This window comes from Gluconobacter sp. ESL1110, assembly GCF_058107395.1.
Genome location: NZ_JBYLUK010000007.1, coordinates 1 through 24105, shown reverse-complemented (window position 1 = coordinate 24105; position 24105 = coordinate 1). Strand labels below are relative to the sequence as shown.

Here is a 24105-nt window from a genome sequence, read left to right as displayed (position 1 = left end):
ATATCATAAAATAATACTTAAAAATTATAAGTTATCGTTGATTCTTATTGAGGGGCATTGTCCTCTTATTGACCTTTTTTCAAAATAAAGCTTCGTCATGTCCTAGAGGAGGCATGGGAAGATTTTATGAAGAAAAACTCTTCGCACGAACACGACCTGCAACTCCGGCAGGATCTGGACAGGCTTACTCTGATGCTCGACGCCAGTGTGGACTGCATCAAGCTTCTGTCCTGCGATGGAACCCTTCTGCGTATGAACAGATCGGGTTGTGAGGCTTTAGGCTTGGAGCATGGCAAGACCACGTTTGGCATGAAATGGCTTGAGTTGCTTCCGCAGGATATTCGAGCCCGTGGGCGACGTGCGCTTTCTCGAGCAAGACAAGGATTCAAAGCATCATTTTCTGGCCGGAGCGAACTCCCGGGCCAGAAAACTGTCTATTGGGATAATATTTTAACGCCTGTGATGGGAGCAGATGGCGCGATCATGGCTATTCTCTGCCTCTCCAGAGACGTAACGCGCCAGAGAGAGGCTGAACGGAAACTGCGTATTGCTTCCGAAAATGATGCTCTGACGGGGCTTCCCAACAGACGGATGTTCAAGAAACATTCCGCTCTTATGCTGAGGAAAAGGAGCAGAGGAGAAGAAGTCGGTTTGCTGCTTCTGGATGTTGATTACTTCAAGCAGATCAATGACGCCTTTGGGCATGATGCAGGGGATTTTGTTCTTAAGGCAATCGCAGCGCGCCTGGAATCTGTGCGCCTTCCAACAGAATGTATTGCCAGATTGGGAGGCGATGAATTCGCCCTTCTGGCACGCAAAACCTCTAACGAAATGGCTTTGGAGCAGATCGGTGCACGAATTCATGCCAGTCTTGAAGAACCCGTTCATTATCGAGGCAGGGTCTTTCAGATCGGTCTGAGTATTGGTGGAGCGATATCTTCGTCCCGGCTGAAAGAGATCAGCACTCTTTTCAAAGCCAGTGATACGGCTCTGTATCAGGTAAAATCCTCAGGACGAGGTGGTTTGATAATTTTTAGTGAAAACCCGAGGGAATACGGTTTGGAGAGTTCTGCAGGAGTTTTGCGCGCTTAACGAAAAAAGAGGCTCTTGAGAGAGCCCCTTTCTTTAAGAAGTTCAGTCTTCAGAGGTGTCATCTGCCGCGTCTGGGCCCACCATCAGGGCGTCAGCCACGACACCTGCATCCGCACGGATACGGCGTTCAATTTCACCAGACATCTCCGGGTGTTCCCGGAGGAACTGCTTGGCGTTTTCACGGCCCTGTCCAATGCGCTGGCTGTCGAAGGAGAACCAGGCGCCGGATTTCTCGACGATGTTGGCTTTCACACCGAGATCAAGCAGTTCGCCCATCTTGCTGATGCCTTCGCCATACATGATGTCGAATTCAACCTGACGGAACGGAGGCGCCATCTTGTTCTTGACGACCTTTACGCGCGTCTGGTTGCCGACGACTTCATCCTTGTCCTTGATGGACCCGATACGGCGAATATCAAGTCGGATGGAAGAGTAGAATTTCAGCGCATTGCCGCCCGTCGTTGTTTCCGGGTTGCCGAACATCACGCCAATTTTCATGCGGATCTGATTGAGGAAAATGACAAGCGTATTCGAGCGCGCCACTGTTCCGGTCAGCTTACGCAGGGCCTGGCTCATGAGACGGGCATGCAGACCAACGTGACTGTCGCCCATATCTCCTTCCAGTTCCGCACGCGGAACCAGAGCGGCCACAGAGTCAACAACGAGAACGTCTACAGCGCCGGAACGGACCAGCGTATCGCAGATTTCAAGGGCCTGCTCACCTGCATCCGGCTGGCTCAGAAGAAGCTCATCAATGTTGACGCCAAGCTTGCGGGCATAACCGGGATCAAGCGCGTGCTCAGCATCGATGAAAGCGACAGTGCCTCCCTTTTTCTGGGCTTCTGCCAGAACATGCAGGGCTAGGGTCGTCTTGCCGGAGCTTTCCGGGCCATAGATTTCGACGATACGCCCACGTGGCATGCCACCAATGCCAAGGGCGATATCAAGTCCCAGAGAACCGGTTGAAATAACGTCGGCCTGCTCTTTCGGACGCTGGCCCATGCGCATGATGGACCCTTTGCCGAATGCGCGCTCGATCTGGCTGAGTGCGCCCTCAAGCGCCTTGGTCTTGTCCATTCAATCCTCGTAATCGCTCATGGCTGGCAAAGAGGAACACGATAGACCGCACATTCTTTGCCGCATAGGGCAGATTTCAGTCGGTAAGCGTGTCGTGTTCACAAATGTTCTGGTACTCATATTATGGTTCATGCCGGTTTCGCCAAGAGGGGAGGTGCGGGAAAGGCAAGATTTTTATTCTGCCGGGGTACTCCGGCTGCCTGGCCTTTTAAGTTTCCAGACATAGGCAATGATCGCGGCGACTACTTTGAAATGTTCCGCCGGAATTTCGCTTTCAAGAGGAAGAGGAAAGAGCGCACGCGCCAAAGGCGGGTTAGAGACGACCGGGACACGATGATCCTGCGCCGTCTCCCTGATCCGAGCAGCAAGATCATCCATTCCTTTGGCGACAATTCGGGGTGCGCTGGATTTCCCCTTTTCGTAAACGAGCGCTACCGAATAATGGGTGGGGTTCGTCACGACGACTGTTGCGTTTTTGACGGCTTCCATCATGCGCTGTTTGGCCCGTCTGGCTCGAAGGGCTTTGAGTTGTCCCTTGATGTGAGGGTCGCCCTCCGTGTTCCGATATTCTTCTTTCAGTTCTTCCCGGCTCATCTTGAGCTTGGCGGTGTGGCGGAAGCGCATCCAGAAAATATCCCCGCCCGCAATGACAAGTTGTGCCAGGGCCATGCTGATGGCGCCGCTGAAACCCAGATGAGCAATTTTTGTCAGGATGGCCCCTGTAGTCAGACCTGTCATGCTACGCGCATCGGGAATGACGCCTTTGGCAAGGTGCCAGAGGACTGCTGTAAAAATAAGCAGCTTGATGACGGCCTTGAATGTATCCGGCAGAGTACCGCCACCGAGGATGCGTGTCAGACCGGCCATAGGTGAAACACGGGACATCTTAGGGAGGAGTGAGGCGGGATGAATCAGGAAGCCTGTTTGTAAAAAACCTGCCGCCAACGTGAGTGCTGTGACCAGACCAGCGACGGGAATAGCCAGTTTCAGCCCCGCGACAATGGAATGTTCCGTAGCGGCCAGAAGACCGTCCTGAACCATGGAGACAGTCCCGGCGTTGGCCATCAGGCTCTGCATACTACGGACAAAATCCGTCACCAGAAAAGGCAGAAGTGTGAAAACACCCAGTATTCCGGCCAGCAGGACGATGAAACTCATGGCTTCACGGGAGAGAACAATCTGGCCATCGTCCCGGGCTTTCTGAAGCCGTTGTTGGGACGGGGCTTCTGTTCTGTCTTCTGTGTCTGCCATGGATTACAGACCCGGCAGAGCGCGCAGCACGTCAAAGGCCTGTCCTTGCCAGACGGTCAGCATGGCCTGCAGCGTCAGTCCAAGAAGGGCAATTCCTCCCAGCATCTGGAGAGGATTAGCGGCATTGTAGATTTGTAGAGCAGGAAGAAGGCGCGTCATAATGCCCAGCATCATTTCCCAGATCAGGGAAAGGATGAGAAAGGGCGCGCTGAGTTCCAGTCCCAGTGCAAAGGCTTTACCAGTCATTTGGATGACGCTGTGTGCTGCATCTCCGAGGATTGGCCAATGGGCAATGGCAGTCTGGCTCATAAGGGCAGCCCCGGGGGGAATGAGGCCATAACTGCCAATCATTGCCCTAACCGGGAAGATATAGGCTCCGGTGATCAGAAGCATCAGGGGTGCAAGAAGGTTCATGAATCTGGCCGGAGCTGAACTGCTTGAGCCAAGATCCGGGTCTGGCTGGAGAACGCTGGAGATACCGATAAACATGGCGATCATCTGGCCTGCGATAGGAAGGGCCATCGTGATGAGCCGGGCCAGCCAGCCGATCAGAACGCCCGCAAAGAGTTCAACCGCAATCATCCCGCCTAACCCCCAGGGCCCCAGAGCATCAAGCCTGCCCATATCAAGCAGAGGAGCAACGAGAGGCAGGACCAGAAAGGTCAGCGTCAGGGCAATGCCAGCCCGGACCACCATGGGCAAAGACTGTTCCCCAAGTCCCGGCATGACCATGACCGTCGCTCCCGTACGGGACAGAACGAGCAGGAAAGCGAGGGCCCATTCCGTTAGCGCGGGCCCTGCGAGGTCCGTAGGCAGAAACATGGGAGTCATGTTGTGCCGACGAGAATGAGCTGGTCAAAAAGATGGCGTGTGAATGTAAGGAGCGTTGCTGTCATGAATGACCCTGCCATCATCATGACAGCGCCAATGGCAATGACCTTTGGGACGAAGGACAGTGTGCTTTCATTGAGCTGCGTAACCGCCTGCACAAGAGAGACCAGCAATCCAACCACAAGAGCCGTGAGCAGGGCGGGGGCACTCAACTTGAGGGTAACGATGAACGTCTGCTCAAGAATTGCGCCGAGATCGATCGCCTGCATGGCTCAGATCGTCATTTTCATGACGTCCTGATACGCTTGCACGATCCGGTCCCGGATGACGGTAGACGTCTGGAGCGCGAGTTGAGCGTTGGAAACGGCTGTGACGATTTGGATCATGTCTCCGCCACCGTTCAGGCCGGCGGCTGACTGGGTTTCCGCATCATGGCCCGTGGCAATGACGCTCTTGACCGCCTGTGACATCACAGAGCCAAAATCATTGCCGGATGTGCTGTCGGGAACATCGTCCGTCACGCCTGTCTGAAGGCTGTTCTGCAAACTTTGGGCGTAGGCGCTGTGGGCCTGGGAAAGGGATGTGATCATGGATTACTTCAGAAGATCGAGCGTGCGCGACAGCATGGTGCGCGAGCTCTGCATCGTATTGAGGTTGGCTTCGTAGGACCGTTCCGCCTCGCGCATGTCCATCATCTCCACCATGGAATCCACGTTGGAAATTTTGACGTAGCCCTTTGCATCCGCTGCTGGATGAGACGGATCATATTTCGTCTGGAAGTCTGACATGTCCTGGCCGATGTCATGAACATTAACGGAGGATACGCCCGTATCGTCGTCGATATGCTCTGAAAAAGTAATCGTCTTGCGACGATAGGGATCGGCGCCTGGCGTTGAGCCGGTCGTATCCTGATTGGCCAGATTTTCAGCGACGACACGAAGGCGCTGGGCCTGTGCATCCATGCCGCTGGCGGAGATGCGAATGGTATTCGAGAGGTTCATGTGTCAGGGCGCCTTATTTACCAAGAACGGTCTGGAACATGCTCATGTATTTTCCATAGATATTGACCGCGAGGTGCTGCTGATCGTTGACGTCCGCCACCTGTTCCATCTGCTGGTCGAGGGAAACCTGGTTTCCATCCAGCGAACTTTCGGAGTCCACTTCCCGCACGGACGTATCAGAAGCGCTGACCCCGAAATGACCGGGTTGTGTCGCAACGGGCGTGATGTCGAACTGGTCCAAAGCCGCCTCGAAGGGAGAGACATCTTTGGGTTTGTAGTCGGGTGTGTCTGCATTGGCGATGTTGCCCGCTAGAACCTGCTGACGGGCCTGTAGCCAGTTCAGGCGATCCTGACCCAAGGCAAACAGGTTGGTTCCACTGGTTGAGGTGGTGTCTGTGTTGCGCATTGGTGCAGTTTTCCTCCCTGCGGTGCCGGATAGCAGCTCGACAGGAGGGATCATGGACGAAACAGCTTAATAAATGGTTGATGGTGGTTCCGATTCTGGAGGATCGGGTGGCTGCGTGATGAGAATTTGAGAAAGAATGGCGCGGTATTAGGCGTCTATTAATCTTTGTCCTGCATCATTCCCTTCAAAGTGAAGGAAACCTGATGCCATGACCCTGCATGACGGTCTGACTGCCTGTTCAGCGCTAATGTTCGTAATGGTGCTGCTTGTCTGCCTCAAGCCTCTGTTGAAGCTCGTTTCGCCGCAGCGTAGCGGTCAGAAAGGCGGGACTGCGGCATTGTCGCTGGTTGGACAGATGGCTTTGGATCGGACGCGGCGTCTTTCGGTCGTGCGCTATGGCAGTCGTGAAGTTCTGGTTTTAACAGGCGGGACACAGGACGTTCTGTTGGAATGGCAGAATGAGGGCGCAGCATTTACGTCCGCTCTGGAGGATGCCTCGTGAAGCGTTGGGTCCTTTTTCTTGTTTTGGCCCTGTCTTGGCTCATTCCTCATCTGGCTCATGCACAGGCAGTGAGTATTGATCTGGGGCAGTCTGGCGGAGCTGGGACGACCAGCCGTCTGGTGCAGCTCAGTGCGCTCATCACCGTTCTATCCCTTGCTCCCAGTCTTCTGGTCATGGTCACGGCTTTTACCCGGATTGTAATTGTGCTGTCCCTGTTGCGAAGTGCGCTGGGGGCGCAGGGCACGCCGCCGAATACGGTTCTTATCGGGTTAGCTCTTTTTCTAACGCTCTTCGTGATGCAGCCGACACTCCAGAAATCCTGGGATATTGGTGTGGCGCCAATGATGGCGGGGCAGGTTGGAGAAATGGAAGGGCTGAGCAGGGTGGCGCAGCCGTTCCATGACTTTATGGCTGCGACGGCACGACCGGCCGATATTTCAACTTTTCTGAATATTGCTCATGAAAAGCCGCCGGAAAAGCTGGTGGATACACCTTGGCGGGTGCTGGTTCCGGCCTTCATGATCGGCGAATTGCGTCGTGGTTTTGAAATGGGTTTTCTGTTGTATCTGCCATTTCTGGTCATCGACCTCGTCGTTTCGAGTGTTCTGATGAGCCTTGGCATGATGATGCTCCCCCCCAGCACCGTGTCCCTGCCGTTCAAACTGATCTTTTTCGTGATCGTGGACGGCTGGTCACTTGTGGCGGGGAGTTTAGTGCGAAGTTTTACCGGGTAATGTCAGTTTGTGGTGCCAGCGGACAGACCAGCACCACGCGGGTCGGTGTTACCGTGACAGGCGCTACCACTTGCGCAGGTGATCGCATTGACGCGACCAGAACCGGAATGGGAAATCTCGGCCCCTTGAGCAATAGCCCGTGCCGCTTCACCGACGGCGTCGGCTGCATCATTCTGGCCGGATGCTGCGATCGCTGCGCGGAGACCGCGACGATCCCGTAGGATGGCAGCGGCCAGAAGTGGGCGAGGCGTTGAAGCTGGAGAGGCCCCCAGAACAATCCCGGTATTGCCAGCGATACGGCCCGTACCGAACAGGTTATTCTCGCTCAAACTACAAGCGACAGCCATGCCGTTACGGTCTGTCACGACGAAAGAAGTGGAAGCCGGGAGGGGCGGCAGTGAGCCGCCACCGCTCTTGCCGCTATCCAGCGCAGCCTGTGCGGCTGCAATATCCGTTGCACCCGAGGCGCGCCAGGAAGCAACAGCACCCTGAGCAGAAGCGCCGGTTGTGTAGCGAATTGCAGCGCCCAGTCCACCATCGGCAGGGGGTGCCAGAAAGGCTGCCGTAAGGCTATTGGTCTGGGTCGTCAGAGCAACGGTCTGGATGGGGAGGGTCTTGCGAAGGTCTTCGTCGTTGACGCGTCCACCAGCTTTCTGGGCAGCCGTTGCATAAACGTCAGCCAGTGCGCCGTTGTAGAGATCGCCGACGCCTGCAGAGCGGACGCGTTCGAGAAAGCCTGCGAGGCGTTGCTGGATCAGGCTGTCACCTGCGGTGACTGTTCCGGCCTCACCGCGTCCGAAGATTGCGCGCGCGCTCTCATCTGCCAGGAGGGCTGTCCGGACAACTGACAGGTCGGAGGCCAGCGCGCGGCTGACGGTGACGCCGTTACTGGCAAGGTTCATCGCCGGTGCGATCAGATCATTGAACTCAACAGAGCCATACTGATGCTGGATCAGATAGAGGCCGCGCAGCATGGCGGGCGTAGAGGCTGGTCGGTCTCCGCCAGAACTTGTGCCGGGGAGCGGAAGAAAACTGACACTTTCCGCTGGGGCATTCGGGCGGGAAACAATGCAGGCCCCACCGCCGCCAAAAGAAGCGCGGGACGGGAGTGTGACACCCAGAGCAAGAGCTGTTGCAACTGCTGCGTCAGCCGCATTGCCGCTGCGAGCCAGAACGTCATGCCCGACCAGAGCTGCCTGGGGTTCGTCAGCGACGACTGTTCCGATACTTCCTGTCAGGGCAGGGGCAGCAGCAGGGCCAACGAGAGAACTGATACCTGGAATGCTGGAACATGCTGACAGGAGGAGCCCCGAGGCTACCGAGGCCAGAAGGATGGAGGCACGGCGTGCTTTGACGATGCCGTGGATGGAAATCTGGTTTCGACGGTGCGCCACCTGGCGTTTCTCCACTCTCTGGTCTTGGGTCCGGCAAGCGAGTTGCTTCGAACAGGAAGCAACTCTGACGCAGTCATAACGGGTATTGCGCTCTTGTGGGAGGGGCCTTGGCTGCTTCTCTTTGTGACAGTCTTTCTTTAATCATGAGCTGCCGTTACGGTGCCACGACGTCTGCCAATCTGGAGCTGCCCGTGAAACATCCTTTGCTCGCAACGGCTTTTGCCGCTTTTTCCATGTTTTCCCTGAGTGGAAACGTGGCAGGAGCTGCGCCTGCAAGCCAGCCGGAGACCTTCACGCCTGCGCAGCGTGCCGAAGTTGTTCAGATCCTGCGGCAGGCTCTCAAAGAAGATCCGTCTATTCTGACGGATGCGATCAGCTCCCTCCGGGAAAAGGCGGAACGACAAAAACAGGATTCGGCACTCGAGGCTGTGCGGGCTCATCTGCATGATCTTCAGACCGCGCCGGATTATGCAGTGCGAGGTAATCCGAAAGGAAAGATCACGGTTGTAGAATTCTATGATCCGCGCTGTTCCTACTGCCGCGCCATGATCCCGGAAGTTGACCGTTTCCTGGCCCGTCACCCGGACGTTCGGCTGGTCGAGAAGGTCATTCCTGTTCTGGGAAGTGGAAGTGTTCTGGATACACGCGCTATTTTCGCCGCCAGTGCGCAGGGAAAATACGGCGTCATGCGTCAGGCACTCATGGAAGATACGACCAAGCCGACCATGGAGCGCGTCATGGAACTGGCAAAGGCGAATGGGCTGGATGCTGATCGACTCAAGACAGACATGAGTTCGACCGCGACTGTCGCACTGATTACGACCAATCTGGATCAGGGGCGCGCCATTGGGCTTGATGGAACCCCGACCTTTATTTTCGGTGCCGCAGCAGTTGCCCCCGGTGCATTGAGTGCTGATCAAATGGATGCATTTCTGGAGCAGGCTCAAAAATCCTGATCACGTCCTCAGAGTGCACCTCGTCAAATTTTTAAAATTATACCTGCTGTAGGTATTGGCGGCAGGTGATTTCTTTATTGACGGGTTTTTCTTGAAGATAATCTGTGTAATCTTTCTTCATATACCTCAAGCTGCGACATGGCGTCGTCGCTCGATGTTTTAACTGAAACAGAACGCTCCCCTGGTACGGCCCTGATGGCAGACAGAAAAACACGCGAAGCAAGGAGCGCCTTCGCATTGAATTTACTGTTCAATCCCAAGGATAATAAAGAGAAACAGCCGTTTTTTGAGGCTGACGATAATATCTCGCGTTCCAGATCTGTCTTTTTTTGGCGGTATATGCGCAAATTCCCCGTGCTTCGTGCGGTCCGGATATTGGCTCAGTCTTTTCTTCCTGGCCCATCCCCTGTGCCAACGCATTTGCAACCTGCATTTGATTATTCCCGTCTGCGTATTCTGGCACTTTTCCTTCCGTTCTTTCTGTTCGCCCAATTTCTCAGCGCGGCTGTCGCGGGGGGATGCCTGTGGTCATTGGATCACAAAGCAGCCTTTATGCTCGTGGCATGTGTCGAGAGTCTTGTGGGGTTATGGACGATTTTAAAATGGTCCTTTCTCAATAGTTTCTACAGACTGGCCGCCAAAAGCCGACTGGGTGAGAAGGGGGATGTCTGTGGCGAAAAAATGGAGTTCGCCTGGACCTACGCACAGATTGCCAGATCACTCAGGGTATTGAATGGCGCCTTGGGGGCTGTCTGGGGATGGTTTCTGGTCTACGTTTTCCATCTTCCAAGTGAACGCATTCATATTCTTGCAGTGATCGTCTGTACGGGGCTTTTTGCGCCGTTATTGCTGTGCTTGGTTGTCAGTGGATCCGTCGAAGCGCTGACTCTTCCTGTCGTTGCGGCAGCATGTCTTGTGATGGCGCAGCATTTCTGCGGTGCACTGGCATTCATCATTCTTTCGATTTTTCTGGAGATAACAGTCTGCGGTCTGTTCGTGGTGGGGGGCAGTCATCTTGGTCGTTATCTCTTGCAGCGCCTTCTTCTGGATCGCCTTGAACAGCGGGAGCGCAATGAGATCATCAGCATGATGACCCGTGGATCTGATAGTCATACTGGTGATTGGATATGGGTCACTGATGCGGATGGCTGTGTACGGACGCCTTCCGATAAATTTTGTACGATTCTGAACCGATCTTCTGCAGAAATTGCCGGTCTACAGCTTTTTGATCTGTTGGCATTGCCTGTTATTCAACCAGGCAGGCCTTTACCCTGGATTGATGGGCAGCCTATGTCCGATACCGTACATTTCGGTCATTGCCTTGCCAACAGGTTGGCATTCAGAGATCTGTGTATTCCGGTCAGTTCAGGTGGAGAAACGATCTGGTGGCTTATGACCGGACATCCGGTTTTCAGCCAAGGCGTCTTTCAGGGCTACCGCGGGATCGGTGCTGATATTACGAGGCAACGGAATGCAAGGATTCGGTATGCGGCACGAATCCGGCATGATGCTGTAACGGGTTTGCCAAACCGTCTGGCGTTTTGTGAGCAGTTGCAAGCCAGGATGCTTGAAAAATCGGCTCAACCTCCATTGTGCAGTCTGATGTTTTTCTCAGTGGACAGTCTGTCTCGTAACGGTGTTAAGACGCAGGATAGCGTTCTACAGGATGTGCTGTTTACCGAAATCGGGAAACGTCTTTTGCAGTTTTCCAAAGAAAAATCCGGCGTAGCAGGACGTTACGGAATAACGGAATTTGCGTTTTCTCCGATCATGCAGGGAGCTGCTTTTACTGGGCCGGAAGAGGCAAAACGGATGGCTCTTGAGCTAATAGCGTTATTTGAGCAGCCTATAATCCTCACTGACGGTATGATCCTTGCTGCCAGTGTCGCGGCCGGGATTGCTCTTATTTCCTGTCAGGGGCAAGGTCTTGAGGCTCTGCTTGAAGCTGCCGAGGTGGCCCTTCATGCCGCAAAAGGAAAAACCGGAAACCGATATTCATTTTACGAACGCCTTACACAGGACGATGAGGAACACCAGCAGGCTCTGCTGCAGGACGTCAGCCAGGCTATTCAGGAGAAGAGTTTTTCGCTTGTGTACCAGCCTGTTGTGGATGCCCAGACAGGGGAAATCAATGGATTTGAGGCGCTGTCTCGATGGCGTGGCTCTCGACATGGGCCGCTTTCCATTGAACGGCTTATCGGTCTGATCGAGTTTTCAGGGCAGGGGAGCGAATTCGATTTCTGGGTGCTTGAAACGGCCTGTAGGGCTGCCGTTGAATGGCCATCCCACCTCTGGGTTGCTGTTAATATGATGGCGACCCGCTTTTCTCAGCCAGATGTGGCGGAGCAGATTCTGACGATCCTCTCTCATGTAGGTCTGGACCCGCGACGTTTGCAGATCGAAGTGACGGAAATGCTTGGTTTGCGGCCTGAACCCGCCGTTTATCAGGCATTCCGGTTGTTGGATCAGAAGGGTGTCAGGCTCGTTCTGGATGATTTTGGTACAGGATTTTCGGCGCTGAGCTATCTGCGTCTGTTTCCGTTTTCCAAGATTAAGCTCGATACTATCTTTGTGCAGGATATTTTCCAGGATTCCCGAAGCGCGGCCATTGTACGCAACACGATTGAACTTGCAGTAGATCTGGGTATCGCCGTAACGGCAGAAGGGGTATCCTCTCCAGAGCATTACCGCTTTTTGCAAGCGCAGGGGTGCAACGAGGTGCAGGGGTATTTCCTTGGCCGTCCATGCCCTGCGGAAGATCTGGTTTGGGATCCCCTTCCTCTATGTTCTTTTACGCAGGTTTGAGACAGTCCTCTTTGATCGGCCGGGTCGGCAAGGTCACGCGCGTCTGATGAAACAGCATTTTCTGTCTGCCTCTGAGGGGCATGCGCTCTGGCTGTCCAAACCTCATGCCATGGGACGGCCGGCGCTGATGGGCATCCTGAATGTCACGCCGGACTCATTTTCGGATGGGGGTCTTTTTCAGTCTCCCGAAACAGCACTGGCGCATGCCCGGGAGATGTTGGCGGACGGCGCAGACATTGTGGATATCGGTGCGGAATCCACACGCCCTGGCTTTCGGTCAGTTCCGGCAGATGAGGAATGGACCAGGCTCGAACCCGTGCTCAGCAGACTGGTTCCTGAAGGGGTGCCTCTGTCGGTTGACACGACGAAAGCCGTCGTGGCCCGTAAAGCTTTGCAAGGTGGCGTACGACTCATCAATGATGTCTGGGGCTTCCATTCAGATCCGGATATGCCGTCGGTTGTTGCGGATAGCGGAGCCTGTGCGGTTATCATGCACAATCGGTATGAAGTGGATGACCAGCTTGATCTACTGGCAGATTGGCGGCGTTTTTTCGATCATTCTCTGGAACTTGCCGAAAAAGCAGGTCTGAAGAGGAAGCGCCTCATTCTGGACCCCGGTGTCGGGTTCGGAAAGACGCAGGATCAGAATGTTCAGGCGATCGCATCTCTCGGAATTCTGAAGCAGGAATACGACCTTCCGATCCTACTTGGACTCTCCCGGAAGTCTCTGTTTGGATATCTGTTGGGGCGCCCGGTAGAAGATCGATTGGCTGGAACGCTGGCGGCTAATCTGGTGGGGGCAGACCTTGGGGCCGATATTCTGCGCGTTCATGATATCCGGGAACATTCTGATGCTCTTTCCGTCCGACGTATCCTCAAGGAGGCTGTATGATTTCGGTGCCCCTGACATCCGTTTTTGTTCGGGATCTGTGCCTGTTTGGATATCACGGCGTTCTGCCGGAAGAGAACCGCATCGGACAGCGGTTCATTATTGATATTGAAATCCGGGCTGATCTGTCAGGCGCGATTGCGGAGGATGATTACAGACAGGCAGTCTGTTACGGCACGCTCTGCGATATCGCAGCGGAAAGCGTCGCCGGTAAGCCGATGGGTCTGATTGAGGCTTTGGCCGGTCGTATTGCGGATGACATTTTGGAGCGTCTGGAACGCGTCGAAGTCGTTCTTGTAACCGTTCACAAGCCATCCGCTCCTGTGCCTTACCCGGTGTCGGAGACAGCCACGACTGTAACGCGACACAGGATTCATGAGGTTGCATTTTCTCTGGGAGCTAATCTTGGAGAACGCGAAGCGACACTCAATGCTGCTCTCGATCGTCTGTCGATGGAAAACGGGCTGGATATCACGGATGTTTCTTCCTTTTATGATAGCGCTCCATGGGGCGGGATTGATCAGCCTTCCTTCGTCAATCTCTGCGCGACGGGTCGTACGACTTTGACCCCTCATGCTCTCCTCAGGGTCTGCAAAGTCATTGAGGGGGATCTGGGGCGCATTCCGGGGACACGATGGGGCGCCAGGGCCGTTGATATCGATGTGCTGTATTATGGTGAGCGTAGCCTGTCCGACCGTATTATGACGGTTCCGCATCGTCATCTGTTTGACCGGGCTTTTGTTCTCGAACCGCTCGCTGAAATTGCTGCTGACCATGTCATCGGTGGACGGCGGCTGGCGGACGCGCTAGCAGTCCTGCCTCGCACCAGCGGAGACGTAACCCGGCGTGATCCGGATTGCACCGCGTCAGGGAACGAAGGAGCCTGAAACCCGCCATGACCGATCTGAACGCTACTGCCATGACCGCCTGCAAAGACGAACAGCGACCGCTGGGCGCTTTGTCACGGCCTGCGGATGCGGAAGAACGGCTTGCCAATGCTGTCCGGACCATTCTGGAAGCCGTGGGTGAAAACCCGGAGCGTGAAGGCTTGCAGGATACGCCGCAACGTGTGGCCAAGATGTATCTGGAAGTTTTCGGTGGCCTGTATGAAGATCCGCGGGAGCATCTGAAGACGCAGTTTTCCGCAGATCAGCATCATGGCGCGGTGATTGTGAAGGATATTCGCTTCCACTCCATGTGCGAGCATCATCTGCTCCCGGTGCATGGCAAGGCTCATGTGGCCTATTTGCCAGCGGGTGGGCGCCTGACAGGTCTCAGCAAGCTGGCGCGTGTTGTGGAAGGTTTTGCCCGTCGCCCACAGCTTCAGGAGCGTATGACCGATCAGGTTGCTCAGGCCATGGAAGATGTTCTGGCGCCGGAAGCCGTTCTGGTCGTAATCGAGGCCGAGCATATGTGCATGAGTATGCGCGGCGTTCGCTCACCCGGCTCCACAACCGTGACAACAGTGGCGCGTGGAACATGGAAGCACGATCATGCCGCGAGAATGGAAATTCTGTCCCTTCTGCGCGGCTGAAAACTGTCAGACGTCTGAAATGCTCATGTCAGCCCGGTTCCACCAGCACTCCTGTGGAGCCCGGCTGACTTTCGGCAGATAGAATGCCGGATCACCCGTCAGACGCACGGTGTTGGTCGGCGTTTCTTCCAGTTCCAATGCGTGAACACGCAGGGCCGTTCCCTGGTCCGCCAGAATGGCCGTCAGTTTGGCGAGTAGGAGGGCGGCCATGACTTCGGTTGTCGGGTCGCCGGGCGTGACGACGATCCTGCGCGCACGCTCAGGTTCATGATCCCGAAACCAGGAAAGAAGAGGGTCATGCTCTGAAAGCTGAAGAGCATGATCGAGGCTGTTATCCACAAAATCATGCCAACGCGTTTTGGCGTCTGCAAATGGCAGGATCATGTTCTGATGACCGTCCAAGCGCGTCTCTTCAACGGGTCTGAGTGTTACCTTCACATATTCATTGTGACCGTGCGGAATGGCGCATTTCTCGCTGCTCCCGGTGATCAGCCGGTGGCCCATGCAGAAACGGCGGGTGAAGACGAGTTCTGCCGTCATGCCTTGCTCTCGCAGTATCGACGCCAGCCTTCCGCACGAAGTTCACAGGCCGGGCAGGTGCCGCAGCCATAGCCCCAGGCGTGATGATGGGTCCGGTCTCCCATGTAGCAGGAGTGGCTTTCATGGTTGATCAGATCAACGAGTGTCTTTCCGCCGAGTTCTTCCGTCAGGTCCCAGGTCTGTGCCTTGTCGATCCACATCAGAGGTGTGTGAAGGACGAAACGCTGGTCCATGCCAAGATTAAGCGCGACCTGAAGGGCCTTGATCGTATCGTCCCGGCAGTCCGGATAGCCCGAATAGTCGGTTTCACATACGCCAGTGACGATGTGCTTGACGTTCCGGCGATAGGCAAGGGCTGCCGCGAAAGTCAGAAAGATCAGGTTGCGGCCCGGTACGAACGTATTCGGTAGGCCGCTTTCGCTGAAACCAATTTCCGCTTCGCGTGTCAGGGCCGTTTCAGAAATTGCACCAAGAGAGGCGAGATCAATCGTGTGATCTTCGCCAAGGCGCGCCTTCCACTCAGGGGAATGCTCGGCCATTCGAGCGCGGAGCGTGTCCCGGCATTCAAGCTCTACGAGATGGCGCTGGCCATAGGCATATCCGACAGTCTCGACCCGATCAAAACGGGATAGCGCCCAGGCCAGACACGTTGCGGAATCCTGGCCGCCGGAAAACAGAACGAGTGCGGCGTTGCTCATGGGATTCCGATCAGTTTGTGCGTTTGTAACGATAGGCGCCAGCGAGGGTGGGCGAGGCAGTAAGCCACCGCAGCCTGTGTGTTTTCCAGCCGTGAAGGACCATCCATGGGCTGAAGCCAGAAATGCTGGAACGACAGACCATCGAACATTTCAGGCGGAAGTTCGGCCTGTGGATAGACAAGCTTCAGTTCCGCACCGCTGGTCTGAACAAGAGGACCGCCCGGTTTGGGGCTGACGCACACCCAGTCAATTTCAGCAGGTGCGACAATTGTCCCGTTCGTCTCAACGGCGATTTCGAACCCCTTGGCTTTGACAGCAGCAATCAGTTCCGCATCCAGTTGCAGGAGAGGCTCGCCTCCTGTGAAGACCACGTAACGCCGTCCACTCTCGTCCGCAGCACTTTTCCAGCACTGCTCAATGGTTTCGGCCAGATTGGTAGCGGTCTTGAAGCGGCCACCGCCTTCACCATCCACTCCAATAAAGTCCGTATCGCAGAAGCGGCAGGCCGCCGTCTCGCGGTCCTGCTCCCGGCCTGACCACAGGTTGCACCCGGCAAACCGGCAGAACACGGACGCACGACCCGTCTGCGCACCCTCTCCCTGGAGAGTTACGAACATTTCCTTCACAGCATAAGACATGACCGCAGCATGTCGGCGAGGATGACGCCAGATGCAAGGGAAAACATTCTTTTATGCGTCAGGATGTGTTTCCACTGCCACGCAGGGGTGGGCAGAACCCTCTTTCATGGTAGGGAGAGGCTCATGGAAGACAGCAACTCCCGTACTCCCATACTTGATCTCTCGCCACAGAGAGGATTCGGCCGTGTGCGGGCCGCCCTGAATGACCTGGAGGCGGGTATCCGCCTGCTACCGCTTGCGCTTGCGCTGGGCTGGCTGGATATCAAACTGCGGTATCGCGGCTCGATCCTTGGACCATTCTGGCTGACGCTTTCAACGGCCATCATGGTTGCGGCTATGGGGGTTGTCTATGGCTACCTTTTCCACATGGACTTGCCCCACTACCTGCCGTTTCTGTCGCTGTCGATCGTTCTGTGGGGATATATCAGTGGTGTCATCAATGATGCTGCGACAGTCTTTACCCAGAGTACGTCTCTCTTCCACGCAAGGCGCATTCCTGCGACGCTTCCTGTTATCCGGCTTGTCGTTCGCAACGTGCTGACGTTTTTGCACAATGTCGTGGTGATTGCTGTCGTGTTCGGCATTTATCATGTCTGGCCAAAGCAGAGCTGGAGCCTGCTGATCAGTCTGCCCATCTGGTTCCTGGACAGTTTTGCAATCATTCTTCTGATTGGCATGCTTGGTGCCCGTTTCCGCGATATTGCGCCAATCATGTCCTCGATCCTTCAGATCTTCTTCTTCGTCACGCCTGTGATCTGGAAACCGGATCTGATTTACGTGGGACGACAGTATCTGCTCTTGGACCCGTTCTACCCAATTCTTGAAATCATGCGTGGTCCTCTGATGGGCTATGATGTGCGTTCCTCTTTATGGATCGCAGCGATTGTGCAGGGCGTTCTGTTGTGGGGGCTGGCTGCGGCCCTGTTCTGCCGGATGCGCGCCCGTATCCCTTACTGGATCTGACCTATGCCCAGCATCGCTATTGATCGGCTCCAGATCGATTTCCCACTTTATCATGGTCAGAGCCGCTCGCTGAAAAAGCATGTCGGCAACACGATCTCCAGCCTGCGTCCGGGTTCACCCGCAGCTCACCTCATGCAGGACGGGCGTGAACGCACCGTAGTGAGTGTTCTGCGAGAGGTCAGCTTTGTTCTGAAATCCGGAGAGCGGCTTGGGCTGATCGGCAGGAATGGTGCGGGCAAAACTACGCTTCTGCGTGCGATGGCTGGTATTTACGAACCGGTGGGTGGCCGTGTGAGGCTGGAAGGGTCTATCGGCACACTTCTGGATGCCAGCCTCGGCATGAATATGGAACTGACGGGGCGAGAGAATATACGCCTCTACGGTCTGCATGCTGGACTATCCAAGACGGAAATCAGTCATATTGATCAGGACGTACAGGATTTCGCCGACCTGGGTTCGTATATGGATATGCCTGTAAAAACTTACAGTTCGGGCATGACGGTTCGTCTGGCTTTTGGTCTGGCAACAGCTGTGAAGCCGCAGATTTTGCTGATGGATGAATGGTTTTTAGCGGGCGATGGCGCTTTCATGAACAAAGCGCAGGAGCGTCTTGAGGCCATGGTCCAACACGCGGATATTCTGGTGATTTCTACTCACCAGCCAGATGTGATGCGTAAATGGTGCACGCGGGTTATCTGGCTGGAAGATGGCCGGATCCGGATGGATGGAACGCCAGACGAGGTGCTAGACGTTTACCTTACGGCCTGACCCTGTCTTTTTTAAGCGGTAACGTCCAGTTCATGATTGCTGCTGGATTTGGAAGATGTTCCGCCAGTCGTCGTTTCAGAAACGACGTTTCCTGAAGAATCAGTGACCGTCGTTGTGACGGATCCGTCAGCATTGGTTGTGGTGGTCGTCGTCTCCTGAGTAGAGGACGTTGAAGACGCGCTCTGGCTGCTTGTGGTGCCGTATAGGGGCGACATAGCCGATGCGGCAACGGAAGAAATGCTTGAAGACATGATGCATCCTTGAGGGGAAATTGGAGGCATCAGTGTCGTACGGCAGAGTTAATGCATCCTTACCAAAGCCGTATCGCTTCAGAACGAAAGGCAACGGTTTGTAACGGCGAAATGATAAGGAAAACCTAATTCAATTAGGTTTTATGGAATATTTTGAGTTTTTGGGAAGTTTTTATGCCACTCTTTCAGGAGAGTGGCGCGAGTGACGGGGCTCGAACCCGCGACCTCCGGCGTGACAGGCCGGCGCTCTAACCAACTGAGCTACACCCGCAAACCGCTTTTCAGCGATTTTTGGACCGTCCGTTCGGGGCCGTGTTGGCGTCCTCTCGGTCGGTGGCGGTGATTTACCAATCTCCCGGGGGGGTGACAAGAGGCTTTTTTCAAAAAAAATGCTTTTCGAACAAAAAAAGTCACTTGCGGGAGAATTTGCTCCTGCGGGACAAGTGTCATTGTTTGCAATAATGAAAAGCGGGATGAGAAGCGGTATGCGAGCATGGGGGCAGGGTGCCGTTATCGGAATGCTGATGTCAGGACTGGCAGCCTGTGCGCAGACAGGAGAACGTCAATGCACGGTTTATACGAGCGGAGTGATGCCAATCATCAATCGTTCTGGCTCCCCTGTTGTTCGGGCGGGCATCAACGGTCATCCAGTGGCTCTTATCGTGGATACCGGCGCTACGGTGTCCTTGATAGGAACATCCCATGTTGATCCTTTGGGTTTAGAGGTTCTGGGGGCCTATGGAACCATACAGGGGGTTGGGGGACGGGAGTTTAGCCAGGCAGTGAAAGTTGACAGCCTGGAAATGGGGCCATCCAAAGCATCCAATTTTACTGTTATTGCAGGAGGAAAATTTGGATCATCCATTGATGGCCTTCCGATCGTAGGATTATTTGGAAACGATTTTCTCAGCAATTACGATACGATCATTGATATTCCTGATCATGTCGTTCGTCTGGTGAGGACGGAAAATTGTCCGAGTGCGACGCCGGGATGGGGAGGAAAAATTCACACCATTCCTGTCACCCATAGTTCATCAGATTCTTTGAAGACGACGCTGGAGGTCAAAATTAATGACCACGCGGCAGACGCAACTTTAGATACTGGTTCTGCCAATACTCTCGTTACAAGGAGCGCCGCTCGCCGTGCAGGTGTAACACGTGCAATGCTCCAGCAGGATCCGGTCAGCCTGACGTGGGGTATTACTCACGATCCCCTGAAAGCTTATCATCACCTTTTTTCGATGTTCGAAGTCGGCGGCATTGTTTTTCATAATATTCGCCTGACTGTTGTTGAGGATATTCCTGAAGGGGATGTGCTGCTTGGGAGTGATTTTATGCAGCATTACCGTTTGTGGATTGAGCGGGGAAGCAAGCTATACGTCCAACACGATACAGACATCCCTTCTGACGACCCGGACAGGAAGTCAGCGCAATAGGCTGCCGCCAACGCTGAGTGAGTTCTCTGAGTGCTGTTAACGGAGTATCAATCAGTTCCAGCTAAACACGTTGCCACGTTTGCAGGTCTTGTATCTGCGGAATGTAGGGAGTTGTTATGGCTGGGCAATCTGGAATGTTTTCCTCTCATGTGACCGTACGTTCTGAAAGTAGCATTGCCTCCAGCTTTTTTTTCTGGATGACAGCACTTTTTCCCGTGTTGGTTCTGGCAGGAGGAGCATTCTGGCACGTCAGGGTAATTCCAGAAGGGATATCCCCAGCGCCCTACCTCCTGAAAATGTTGCCAGAGGAATTGCTTTTAGTCGCTCTTTTATTAAGTGCGTTTCTGCAGTTTTTCAGGATATTCAGGCCAGCTAATATTCTTTCAAACGGTTCGCAGGTTCTCGCGTATCAGAATATTCTTCCGCCAGGGAGAAGGATTCCCGAACTGATTGCGATACAAGACCGGTTGCAACAAACGCAGGCTGACCTTCTTGCCAGCAATAAAGATGCATCAGAAGTTCTTAAGGCTCTGTCACAGGCACAGGAAGATGCTGCGAGCGAAAGAAAAAATGCCCGAACTGAGATCGAGTCTTTTGAGAAACTAACAGACACTCTTGGAGTGGCATTCAATAAATTGCGTGCAGGGTGTCTGGATTATCGGCTGGAAGAAGCGTTTCCAAATCGATACGAGAAGTTGAGGCTGGATTTTAATATTACAGTTGAAGATTTTCAGAAGATCCTCATGTCTCTGAATGACAGCGTCAGTACAATTTCTTCCGGATCAGCGGAAATTGCCTCTGCTGCAGACGATCTCGCGCGCAGGACGGAGCAACAGGTCAGTCGTCTTGAAGAAACAACTCTATCTGTTGGCGCAGTGACCGAGGCAGTAAAAAAAACTGCTGAAGCCGCAATGCATGCAAGCGCTGTCGTACGACAAACCGTTGAACAAGCAGAAAGCTCGGGAGCCGTAATGGCTGCAGCGACAGCAGCAATGTTGGATATTCAAAAATCATCTACGCAAATTGGTCAAATTCTCGGATTGTTGGATGATATTACTTTTCAGACAAATCTCCTGGCTTTGAACGCTGGAGTGGAAGCTGCCCGAGCAGGGGATGCAGGTAGAGGTTTTGCCGTTGTCGCGACAGAGGTGCGAGCATTGGCACAGAGATCTGCTGATGCAGCCAAGGATATTAAAAGTCTGATTACATCAAGTACTCAGCAGATCAGTCAAGGCACAACTCTTGTCCAGGAAACGGGAGTAGCAATGAAAAAAATCGTAGGAAATGTGGGAGAAATCAGCCTCCTTATTAACGAAATTGCAACCACGGCCCAGAAACAAGCAAATAATCTTTCCGAAATTAGTACTTCTGTTGGAAAGATGGATCAAAATACGCAGCAAAATGCGGCAATGGTCGAAGAAGCGACGGCCGCGAGTCATAATCTCAGCGCAGAAGCGGGAGAATTGGTTCAGATTGTTCGTCATTTTCATTTGTGCAGTGACGTTATGCTCCCCGCTCAGACAGAAGTGCAGTCGCGTAATGAAGGACCTTCTCTGCACTTTGCTACAGAAACCTATCAGACTTCCGATGAGGGATGGGAGGAGTTTCGATAATGGAAATTATGCAATTACCAGAGATTCTTGATACAGCTGCTGCTGCAGACCTTCTGAAAAGCTTGAAAACGCTATCAGGAGACGCTCTCTTAGACGGTGGAAAAGTGAAACGTTTGGGTGGCCGCTGTCTTGAGATAATCCTGTCGTCTCGAAAAACAACACTTTCCCGAAACAAGCGCTTTAAAATCCAGAATCCGTCTCCTGAACTGGAAAAATCCTTGGCTCTGATGGGAGCTAGAAGAATTTTGGATGAGGAAACGGCATAATGAATATTCTTATTGTCGATGATTCTCGGACAATTCGAAAGCTTCTGAACGATACGTTAGAAAGCGTAGGGCATACTGTTTGCCAGGCAGAAGATGGGGTTGATGCTCTTGATAAATTAGAGGGTTTCAGCCCACAGGTCATTATTACCGATCTTAACATGCCTCGTATGGATGGTCTCGAGCTAGTAAAGAAATTTACAATGGATCAGACAAAATTTCTTCCTATTCTTTTTCTAACGACTGAAGGTAGTTTGGAAGTGAAAGAAAAAGGACGAAGGGCTGGTGCAACAGGTTGGCTGGTAAAGCCGTTTGATGCAAATCGAGTTGTAAGCGCTATAGAGCGAGTTTCAGCATGAATAATTATGTTGAAAATGATGATCTAGAAAATATACGTCAGATATTTTTTGAAGAGTGTAGAGAGCAGTTAAGTCTTCTTGAGGAAGAGCTTTCTTCTCTTGAAGGGGAGAAAGAGAGTGGTGAGAAAATCAACACAATTTTTCGGGCAGTTCACTCTATAAAAGGGGGAGCAGGAGCTTTTGGAATGGAGAAACTTGTTCGGTTTTCTCATCTTTTCGAGGCTGTATTAGAAAAATTTCGTTCTGGAGAATGCGTAGTTAGTCATGCATCCATCGCTACATTTTTGAAAGCGGCAGACGTACTGAGTGATATTGTAGCATTTTATCGAGATGGAACAGATTTTGCGGTTCAGGATGACATGAATGAAGAGTTAAATTTATACTTAAAAGAAGTAGAAAATCATAATGAAATTGTTGGTATTTCAGAAAATATAGATGGAATTTTATTTAATCCTATTAAAATTGATGTTAAAATAGATAATACATTTTTATTAAAATAAATTCAACAATTGAACTTTATAAAAATGGAGATGATATCTTAAATATATTACATTCATTAAGTAAAGTAGGAACGATTATATCAAATTTAGATGATAATATACTCCCAGATATTGATCTATTTGATTTAAGAGAGACGTACGCAACATGGTATGTTGAAATAAAAACTACGTACAGTAAGGATTTAATTGAAGAGACTTTTGAGTGGTCTGGAAATAATTTAGAAGTACAATTTCTGGATAATTTAAATAAATTACAGGAAGAAAATAATAAGAAACCAAATGACGAAAATAAAGAATTTTCCTATCGTAAAGAAAGTATAACCATTCGAGTCGATACTCAAAGGATTGATAATTTGGTCGATCTTTTAAGCGAGTTAGTCATTAATCAGGGTGCCATTCGAACCCAAATGAGGATAAATAACGTTCGTCCTGGTTCTGATTTGGATATTGTTATTTCTGAACTAGAGCAACTCACTCATGAGATGCAGGAAAATGTCATGGCGATGCGGGCACATCCTATCAAAATGGTTTTTCAACGTATGGGACGCATTGTACGTGAGACAAGTCGAATTTCTGAAAAAAAAGTAGTTCTACATCTTGAAGGTGAAGATACTGAAGTCGATCGATTTATTTTGGAAAAATTATCTGACCCGTTAACGCATATGGTACGTAATGCCATAGATCACGGACTTGAAGATGCAGATCTTCGTATGCGTGAAGGAAAAACTGCGGAAGGTAATTTATTTTTACGTGCATTTCATCATTCTGGTCGAATAATCATCGAAGTTGAAGACGATGGTGCAGGCTTAAATTGTGATAAAATTTACAAAAAAGCTCTTTCAAAAGGAATTATTAAGAGTGATTTTTTAATAGAAAAAGATGAAATAGAAAATCTTATTTTTTCACCTGGGTTTTCTACGGTCGATAATATTTCAGATCTGTCTGGAAGAGGAGTTGGAATGGATGTTGTTAAAAAATCCATTTCAGAAATAGGCGGAAATATTTCCATATATACACAAAAAAATAAAGGAACATTATTTTCAATTTCACTTCCATTGACATTGGCTGTTGTAGAAGGATTGATTTTTAGAGTGGAAAAACAAAATTTTATTGTGCCAGTGTCTAGTGTGGTAGAGGCATTCCTTTTTCAAAAAAACAAAATGTTTGAAATTTCCGAAAATGCATATGGATATCCGTATCGAGATGAATATATTCCCATAGTGAATTGCTACGATTTAATAAACAACGAACATAGAAAAGAATTAAGTAATTCTTGCTTGATAATAGAAAATGAAAAAAAATCTAAGATAGCTATTATGGTTGATGAAATAATAGATCAATCTAAATTTGTTATTAAATCAATAGAAGAAAATTATAAAAAAGTATCAGGATTCTCATCGGCTACTATTCTGGGTGATGGCAGTGTAGCTCTTATTGTTGATGTAGATTTTCTTGTAGAAAGTTTCTCACTGAGAAAAAGTAACAAAAATTTTGATTTTGGAGAGTAATAATGAATAAAATATTGATTTTTACATCTTGCAATCAAGAGTATGCAATTGATATTGAATCTGTACGCGAAATTAGAAACTGGACTAGACTACACA

28 protein-coding genes and 1 tRNA gene are annotated in these 24105 nt (G+C 52.0%); 16 read left to right on the top strand and 13 right to left on the bottom strand.

Annotated elements, in window-relative coordinates:
* Positions 1-126 precede the first annotated feature (126 nt).
* Positions 127-1092: a diguanylate cyclase domain-containing protein gene (locus AC3B6F_RS04245; protein ID WP_489823486.1), complete on the top strand. Its 966-nt coding sequence runs from the start codon at positions 127-129 to the stop codon at positions 1090-1092.
* 42 nt (positions 1093-1134) lie between these two features.
* Here AC3B6F_RS04245 and recA read toward each other — a convergent pair whose 3' ends face one another.
* The 7 genes from recA to flgB all read right to left on the bottom strand — a co-directional run bounded on the left by recA (position 1135) and on the right by flgB (position 5658).
* Positions 1135-2169 (bottom strand): recombinase RecA, encoded by a 1035-nt coding sequence (recA, locus tag AC3B6F_RS04240; RefSeq protein ID WP_010500791.1) that lies wholly within the window; start codon positions 2167-2169, stop codon positions 1135-1137.
* A 174-nt stretch (positions 2170-2343) separates the two neighbouring features.
* On the bottom strand, positions 2344-3420 hold the full coding sequence (locus AC3B6F_RS04235; RefSeq protein ID WP_489823485.1) for an EscU/YscU/HrcU family type III secretion system export apparatus switch protein: 1077 nt from the start codon (positions 3418-3420) through the stop codon (positions 2344-2346).
* A 3-nt stretch (positions 3421-3423) separates the two neighbouring features.
* Complete coding sequence (locus tag AC3B6F_RS04230) at positions 3424-4251, bottom strand: flagellar biosynthetic protein FliR (RefSeq protein WP_489823484.1); 828 nt, start codon at positions 4249-4251, stop codon at positions 3424-3426.
* On the bottom strand, positions 4248-4520 hold the full coding sequence (locus AC3B6F_RS04225) for a flagellar biosynthetic protein FliQ (protein WP_426065707.1): 273 nt from the start codon (positions 4518-4520) through the stop codon (positions 4248-4250). The genes AC3B6F_RS04230 and AC3B6F_RS04225 overlap by 4 nt, the downstream gene beginning before the upstream one ends.
* Positions 4521-4523: 3 nt before the next feature.
* Complete coding sequence (gene fliE / locus AC3B6F_RS04220; RefSeq protein WP_489823483.1) at positions 4524-4841, bottom strand: flagellar hook-basal body complex protein FliE; 318 nt, start codon at positions 4839-4841, stop codon at positions 4524-4526.
* A 3-nt stretch (positions 4842-4844) separates the two neighbouring features.
* Complete coding sequence (gene flgC / locus AC3B6F_RS04215) at positions 4845-5252, bottom strand: flagellar basal body rod protein FlgC (protein ID WP_489823482.1); 408 nt, start codon at positions 5250-5252, stop codon at positions 4845-4847.
* 13 nt (positions 5253-5265) lie between these two features.
* The gene (flgB, locus tag AC3B6F_RS04210) at positions 5266-5658 is read right to left on the bottom strand and encodes a flagellar basal body rod protein FlgB (RefSeq protein ID WP_489823481.1); all 393 of its coding nucleotides are present in this window, start codon (positions 5656-5658) and stop codon (positions 5266-5268) included.
* Between the two features lie 208 nt (positions 5659-5866).
* Here flgB and AC3B6F_RS04205 point away from each other — a divergent pair, with 208 nt between their 5' ends.
* Positions 5867-6160 (top strand): hypothetical protein, encoded by a 294-nt coding sequence (locus AC3B6F_RS04205; RefSeq protein WP_415573152.1) that lies wholly within the window; start codon positions 5867-5869, stop codon positions 6158-6160.
* Complete coding sequence (fliP, locus tag AC3B6F_RS04200) at positions 6157-6894, top strand: flagellar type III secretion system pore protein FliP (protein WP_489823480.1); 738 nt, start codon at positions 6157-6159, stop codon at positions 6892-6894. The genes AC3B6F_RS04205 and fliP overlap by 4 nt, the downstream gene beginning before the upstream one ends.
* 2 nt (positions 6895-6896) lie before the next feature.
* On the opposite strand, the gene AC3B6F_RS04195 is transcribed toward fliP, so the two are convergent.
* The gene (locus AC3B6F_RS04195; protein ID WP_489823479.1) at positions 6897-8288 is read right to left on the bottom strand and encodes a gamma-glutamyltransferase; all 1392 of its coding nucleotides are present in this window, start codon (positions 8286-8288) and stop codon (positions 6897-6899) included.
* A 140-nt stretch (positions 8289-8428) separates the two neighbouring features.
* Between AC3B6F_RS04195 and AC3B6F_RS04190 the strand changes: the two genes are divergently transcribed.
* From AC3B6F_RS04190 to folE, 5 genes are all read left to right on the top strand, one after another.
* Positions 8429-9244, top strand: coding sequence for a DsbA family protein (locus tag AC3B6F_RS04190; protein WP_175266246.1), 816 nt, complete (start codon positions 8429-8431; stop codon positions 9242-9244).
* Between the two features lie 339 nt (positions 9245-9583).
* Positions 9584-12049: a putative bifunctional diguanylate cyclase/phosphodiesterase gene (locus tag AC3B6F_RS04185; protein WP_489823478.1), complete on the top strand. Its 2466-nt coding sequence runs from the start codon at positions 9584-9586 to the stop codon at positions 12047-12049.
* Positions 12050-12095: 46 nt separating this feature from the next.
* Positions 12096-12941, top strand: a complete 846-nt coding sequence (gene folP, locus AC3B6F_RS04180; protein ID WP_489823477.1) for a dihydropteroate synthase — start codon at positions 12096-12098, stop codon at positions 12939-12941.
* Positions 12938-13825: a 2-amino-4-hydroxy-6-hydroxymethyldihydropteridine diphosphokinase gene (folK, locus tag AC3B6F_RS04175; protein ID WP_489823476.1), complete on the top strand. Its 888-nt coding sequence runs from the start codon at positions 12938-12940 to the stop codon at positions 13823-13825. The genes folP and folK overlap by 4 nt, the downstream gene beginning before the upstream one ends.
* A gap of 8 nt (positions 13826-13833) precedes the next feature.
* Entirely contained in the window at positions 13834-14472 is a 639-nt protein-coding gene (folE, locus tag AC3B6F_RS04170) for a GTP cyclohydrolase I FolE (protein WP_426065715.1), read from the top strand.
* A 6-nt stretch (positions 14473-14478) separates the two neighbouring features.
* Here the strand turns inward: folE and AC3B6F_RS04165 are convergent, their stop codons facing one another.
* Genes AC3B6F_RS04165 through queE form a run of 3 tightly spaced genes read right to left on the bottom strand, consistent with a single transcriptional unit; the run spans position 14479 to position 16348 of the window.
* Entirely contained in the window at positions 14479-15012 is a 534-nt protein-coding gene (locus tag AC3B6F_RS04165) for a 6-carboxytetrahydropterin synthase (RefSeq protein ID WP_489823475.1), read from the bottom strand.
* Positions 15009-15710, bottom strand: coding sequence for a 7-cyano-7-deazaguanine synthase QueC (gene queC / locus AC3B6F_RS04160; protein WP_061932786.1), 702 nt, complete (start codon positions 15708-15710; stop codon positions 15009-15011). The genes AC3B6F_RS04165 and queC overlap by 4 nt, the downstream gene beginning before the upstream one ends.
* Positions 15707-16348 carry a 7-carboxy-7-deazaguanine synthase gene (gene queE, locus AC3B6F_RS04155; RefSeq protein WP_489823474.1) on the bottom strand — a complete coding sequence of 214 codons (642 nt, stop codon included), beginning with the start codon at positions 16346-16348 and terminating at the stop codon, positions 15707-15709. The genes queC and queE overlap by 4 nt, the downstream gene beginning before the upstream one ends.
* Before the next feature lie 123 nt (positions 16349-16471).
* Here queE and AC3B6F_RS04150 point away from each other — a divergent pair, with 123 nt between their 5' ends.
* Together AC3B6F_RS04150 and AC3B6F_RS04145 are read left to right on the top strand one after the other, a co-directional pair.
* On the top strand, positions 16472-17311 hold the full coding sequence (locus AC3B6F_RS04150; protein WP_211567664.1) for an ABC transporter permease: 840 nt from the start codon (positions 16472-16474) through the stop codon (positions 17309-17311).
* A gap of 3 nt (positions 17312-17314) precedes the next feature.
* A complete protein-coding gene (locus tag AC3B6F_RS04145) occupies positions 17315-18079 on the top strand; it encodes an ABC transporter ATP-binding protein (protein WP_023944778.1) in 765 nt (254 codons plus the stop codon).
* An 11-nt stretch (positions 18080-18090) separates the two neighbouring features.
* On the opposite strand, the gene AC3B6F_RS04140 is transcribed toward AC3B6F_RS04145, so the two are convergent.
* Together AC3B6F_RS04140 and AC3B6F_RS04135 are read right to left on the bottom strand one after the other, a co-directional pair.
* Complete coding sequence (locus tag AC3B6F_RS04140) at positions 18091-18330, bottom strand: hypothetical protein (RefSeq protein ID WP_489823473.1); 240 nt, start codon at positions 18328-18330, stop codon at positions 18091-18093.
* 194 nt (positions 18331-18524) lie between these two features.
* Positions 18525-18601, bottom strand: a tRNA-Asp gene (locus AC3B6F_RS04135).
* Positions 18602-18803: 202 nt separating this feature from the next.
* On the opposite strand from AC3B6F_RS04135, the gene AC3B6F_RS04130 reads away from it, so the two are divergent.
* The 6 genes from AC3B6F_RS04130 (at position 18804) to AC3B6F_RS04105 (ending at position 24009) form a co-directional block, all read left to right on the top strand.
* Entirely contained in the window at positions 18804-19766 is a 963-nt protein-coding gene (locus AC3B6F_RS04130; RefSeq protein WP_426065721.1) for a retropepsin-like aspartic protease family protein, read from the top strand.
* Between the two features lie 116 nt (positions 19767-19882).
* Entirely contained in the window at positions 19883-21379 is a 1497-nt protein-coding gene (locus AC3B6F_RS04125; protein ID WP_234930818.1) for a methyl-accepting chemotaxis protein, read from the top strand.
* The gene (locus AC3B6F_RS04120; RefSeq protein ID WP_023944782.1) at positions 21379-21645 is read left to right on the top strand and encodes an STAS domain-containing protein; all 267 of its coding nucleotides are present in this window, start codon (positions 21379-21381) and stop codon (positions 21643-21645) included. The genes AC3B6F_RS04125 and AC3B6F_RS04120 overlap by 1 nt, the downstream gene beginning before the upstream one ends.
* A complete protein-coding gene (locus AC3B6F_RS04115) occupies positions 21645-22001 on the top strand; it encodes a response regulator (protein WP_489823472.1) in 357 nt (118 codons plus the stop codon). The genes AC3B6F_RS04120 and AC3B6F_RS04115 overlap by 1 nt, the downstream gene beginning before the upstream one ends.
* Entirely contained in the window at positions 21998-22501 is a 504-nt protein-coding gene (locus AC3B6F_RS04110) for an Hpt domain-containing protein (RefSeq protein WP_489823471.1), read from the top strand. Before AC3B6F_RS04115 ends, AC3B6F_RS04110 begins: the two co-directional genes overlap by 4 nt.
* A 353-nt stretch (positions 22502-22854) precedes the next feature.
* Positions 22855-24009 carry a chemotaxis protein CheA gene (locus AC3B6F_RS04105; RefSeq protein WP_489823470.1) on the top strand — a complete coding sequence of 385 codons (1155 nt, stop codon included), beginning with the start codon at positions 22855-22857 and terminating at the stop codon, positions 24007-24009.
* Positions 24010-24105: the final 96 nt, after the last annotated feature.

Excerpts from the sequence above, each read along its gene's own strand:
- AC3B6F_RS04125 (WP_234930818.1), top strand. The coding sequence starts at position 19,883 with ATGGCTGGGCAATCTGGAATGTTTTCCTCTCATGTGACCGTACGTTCT.
- queC (WP_061932786.1), bottom strand. The coding sequence starts at position 15,710 with ATGAGCAACGCCGCACTCGTTCTGTTTTCCGGCGGCCAGGATTCCGCA.
- AC3B6F_RS04115 (WP_489823472.1), top strand. The coding sequence starts at position 21,645 with ATGAATATTCTTATTGTCGATGATTCTCGGACAATTCGAAAGCTTCTG.
- queE (WP_489823474.1), bottom strand. The coding sequence starts at position 16,348 with ATGTCTTATGCTGTGAAGGAAATGTTCGTAACTCTCCAGGGAGAGGGT.
- folP (WP_489823477.1), top strand. The coding sequence starts at position 12,096 with ATGAAACAGCATTTTCTGTCTGCCTCTGAGGGGCATGCGCTCTGGCTG.
- folK (WP_489823476.1), top strand. The coding sequence starts at position 12,938 with ATGATTTCGGTGCCCCTGACATCCGTTTTTGTTCGGGATCTGTGCCTG.
- flgC (WP_489823482.1), bottom strand. The coding sequence starts at position 5,252 with ATGAACCTCTCGAATACCATTCGCATCTCCGCCAGCGGCATGGATGCA.
- AC3B6F_RS04150 (WP_211567664.1), top strand. The coding sequence starts at position 16,472 with ATGGAAGACAGCAACTCCCGTACTCCCATACTTGATCTCTCGCCACAG.
- AC3B6F_RS04130 (WP_426065721.1), top strand. The coding sequence starts at position 18,804 with ATGAGAAGCGGTATGCGAGCATGGGGGCAGGGTGCCGTTATCGGAATG.
- AC3B6F_RS04120 (WP_023944782.1), top strand. The coding sequence starts at position 21,379 with ATGGAAATTATGCAATTACCAGAGATTCTTGATACAGCTGCTGCTGCA.
- AC3B6F_RS04165 (WP_489823475.1), bottom strand. The coding sequence starts at position 15,012 with ATGACGGCAGAACTCGTCTTCACCCGCCGTTTCTGCATGGGCCACCGG.
- fliE (WP_489823483.1), bottom strand. The coding sequence starts at position 4,841 with ATGATCACATCCCTTTCCCAGGCCCACAGCGCCTACGCCCAAAGTTTG.
- AC3B6F_RS04230 (WP_489823484.1), bottom strand. The coding sequence starts at position 4,251 with ATGACTCCCATGTTTCTGCCTACGGACCTCGCAGGGCCCGCGCTAACG.
- AC3B6F_RS04235 (WP_489823485.1), bottom strand. The coding sequence starts at position 3,420 with ATGGCAGACACAGAAGACAGAACAGAAGCCCCGTCCCAACAACGGCTT.
- AC3B6F_RS04110 (WP_489823471.1), top strand. The coding sequence starts at position 21,998 with ATGAATAATTATGTTGAAAATGATGATCTAGAAAATATACGTCAGATA.
- AC3B6F_RS04140 (WP_489823473.1), bottom strand. The coding sequence starts at position 18,330 with ATGTCTTCAAGCATTTCTTCCGTTGCCGCATCGGCTATGTCGCCCCTA.
- recA (WP_010500791.1), bottom strand. The coding sequence starts at position 2,169 with ATGGACAAGACCAAGGCGCTTGAGGGCGCACTCAGCCAGATCGAGCGC.
- AC3B6F_RS04205 (WP_415573152.1), top strand. The coding sequence starts at position 5,867 with ATGACCCTGCATGACGGTCTGACTGCCTGTTCAGCGCTAATGTTCGTA.
- AC3B6F_RS04225 (WP_426065707.1), bottom strand. The coding sequence starts at position 4,520 with ATGCAGGCGATCGATCTCGGCGCAATTCTTGAGCAGACGTTCATCGTT.
- flgB (WP_489823481.1), bottom strand. The coding sequence starts at position 5,658 with ATGCGCAACACAGACACCACCTCAACCAGTGGAACCAACCTGTTTGCC.
- AC3B6F_RS04185 (WP_489823478.1), top strand. The coding sequence starts at position 9,584 with ATGCGCAAATTCCCCGTGCTTCGTGCGGTCCGGATATTGGCTCAGTCT.
- folE (WP_426065715.1), top strand. The coding sequence starts at position 13,834 with ATGACCGATCTGAACGCTACTGCCATGACCGCCTGCAAAGACGAACAG.
- AC3B6F_RS04145 (WP_023944778.1), top strand. The coding sequence starts at position 17,315 with ATGCCCAGCATCGCTATTGATCGGCTCCAGATCGATTTCCCACTTTAT.
- AC3B6F_RS04245 (WP_489823486.1), top strand. The coding sequence starts at position 127 with ATGAAGAAAAACTCTTCGCACGAACACGACCTGCAACTCCGGCAGGAT.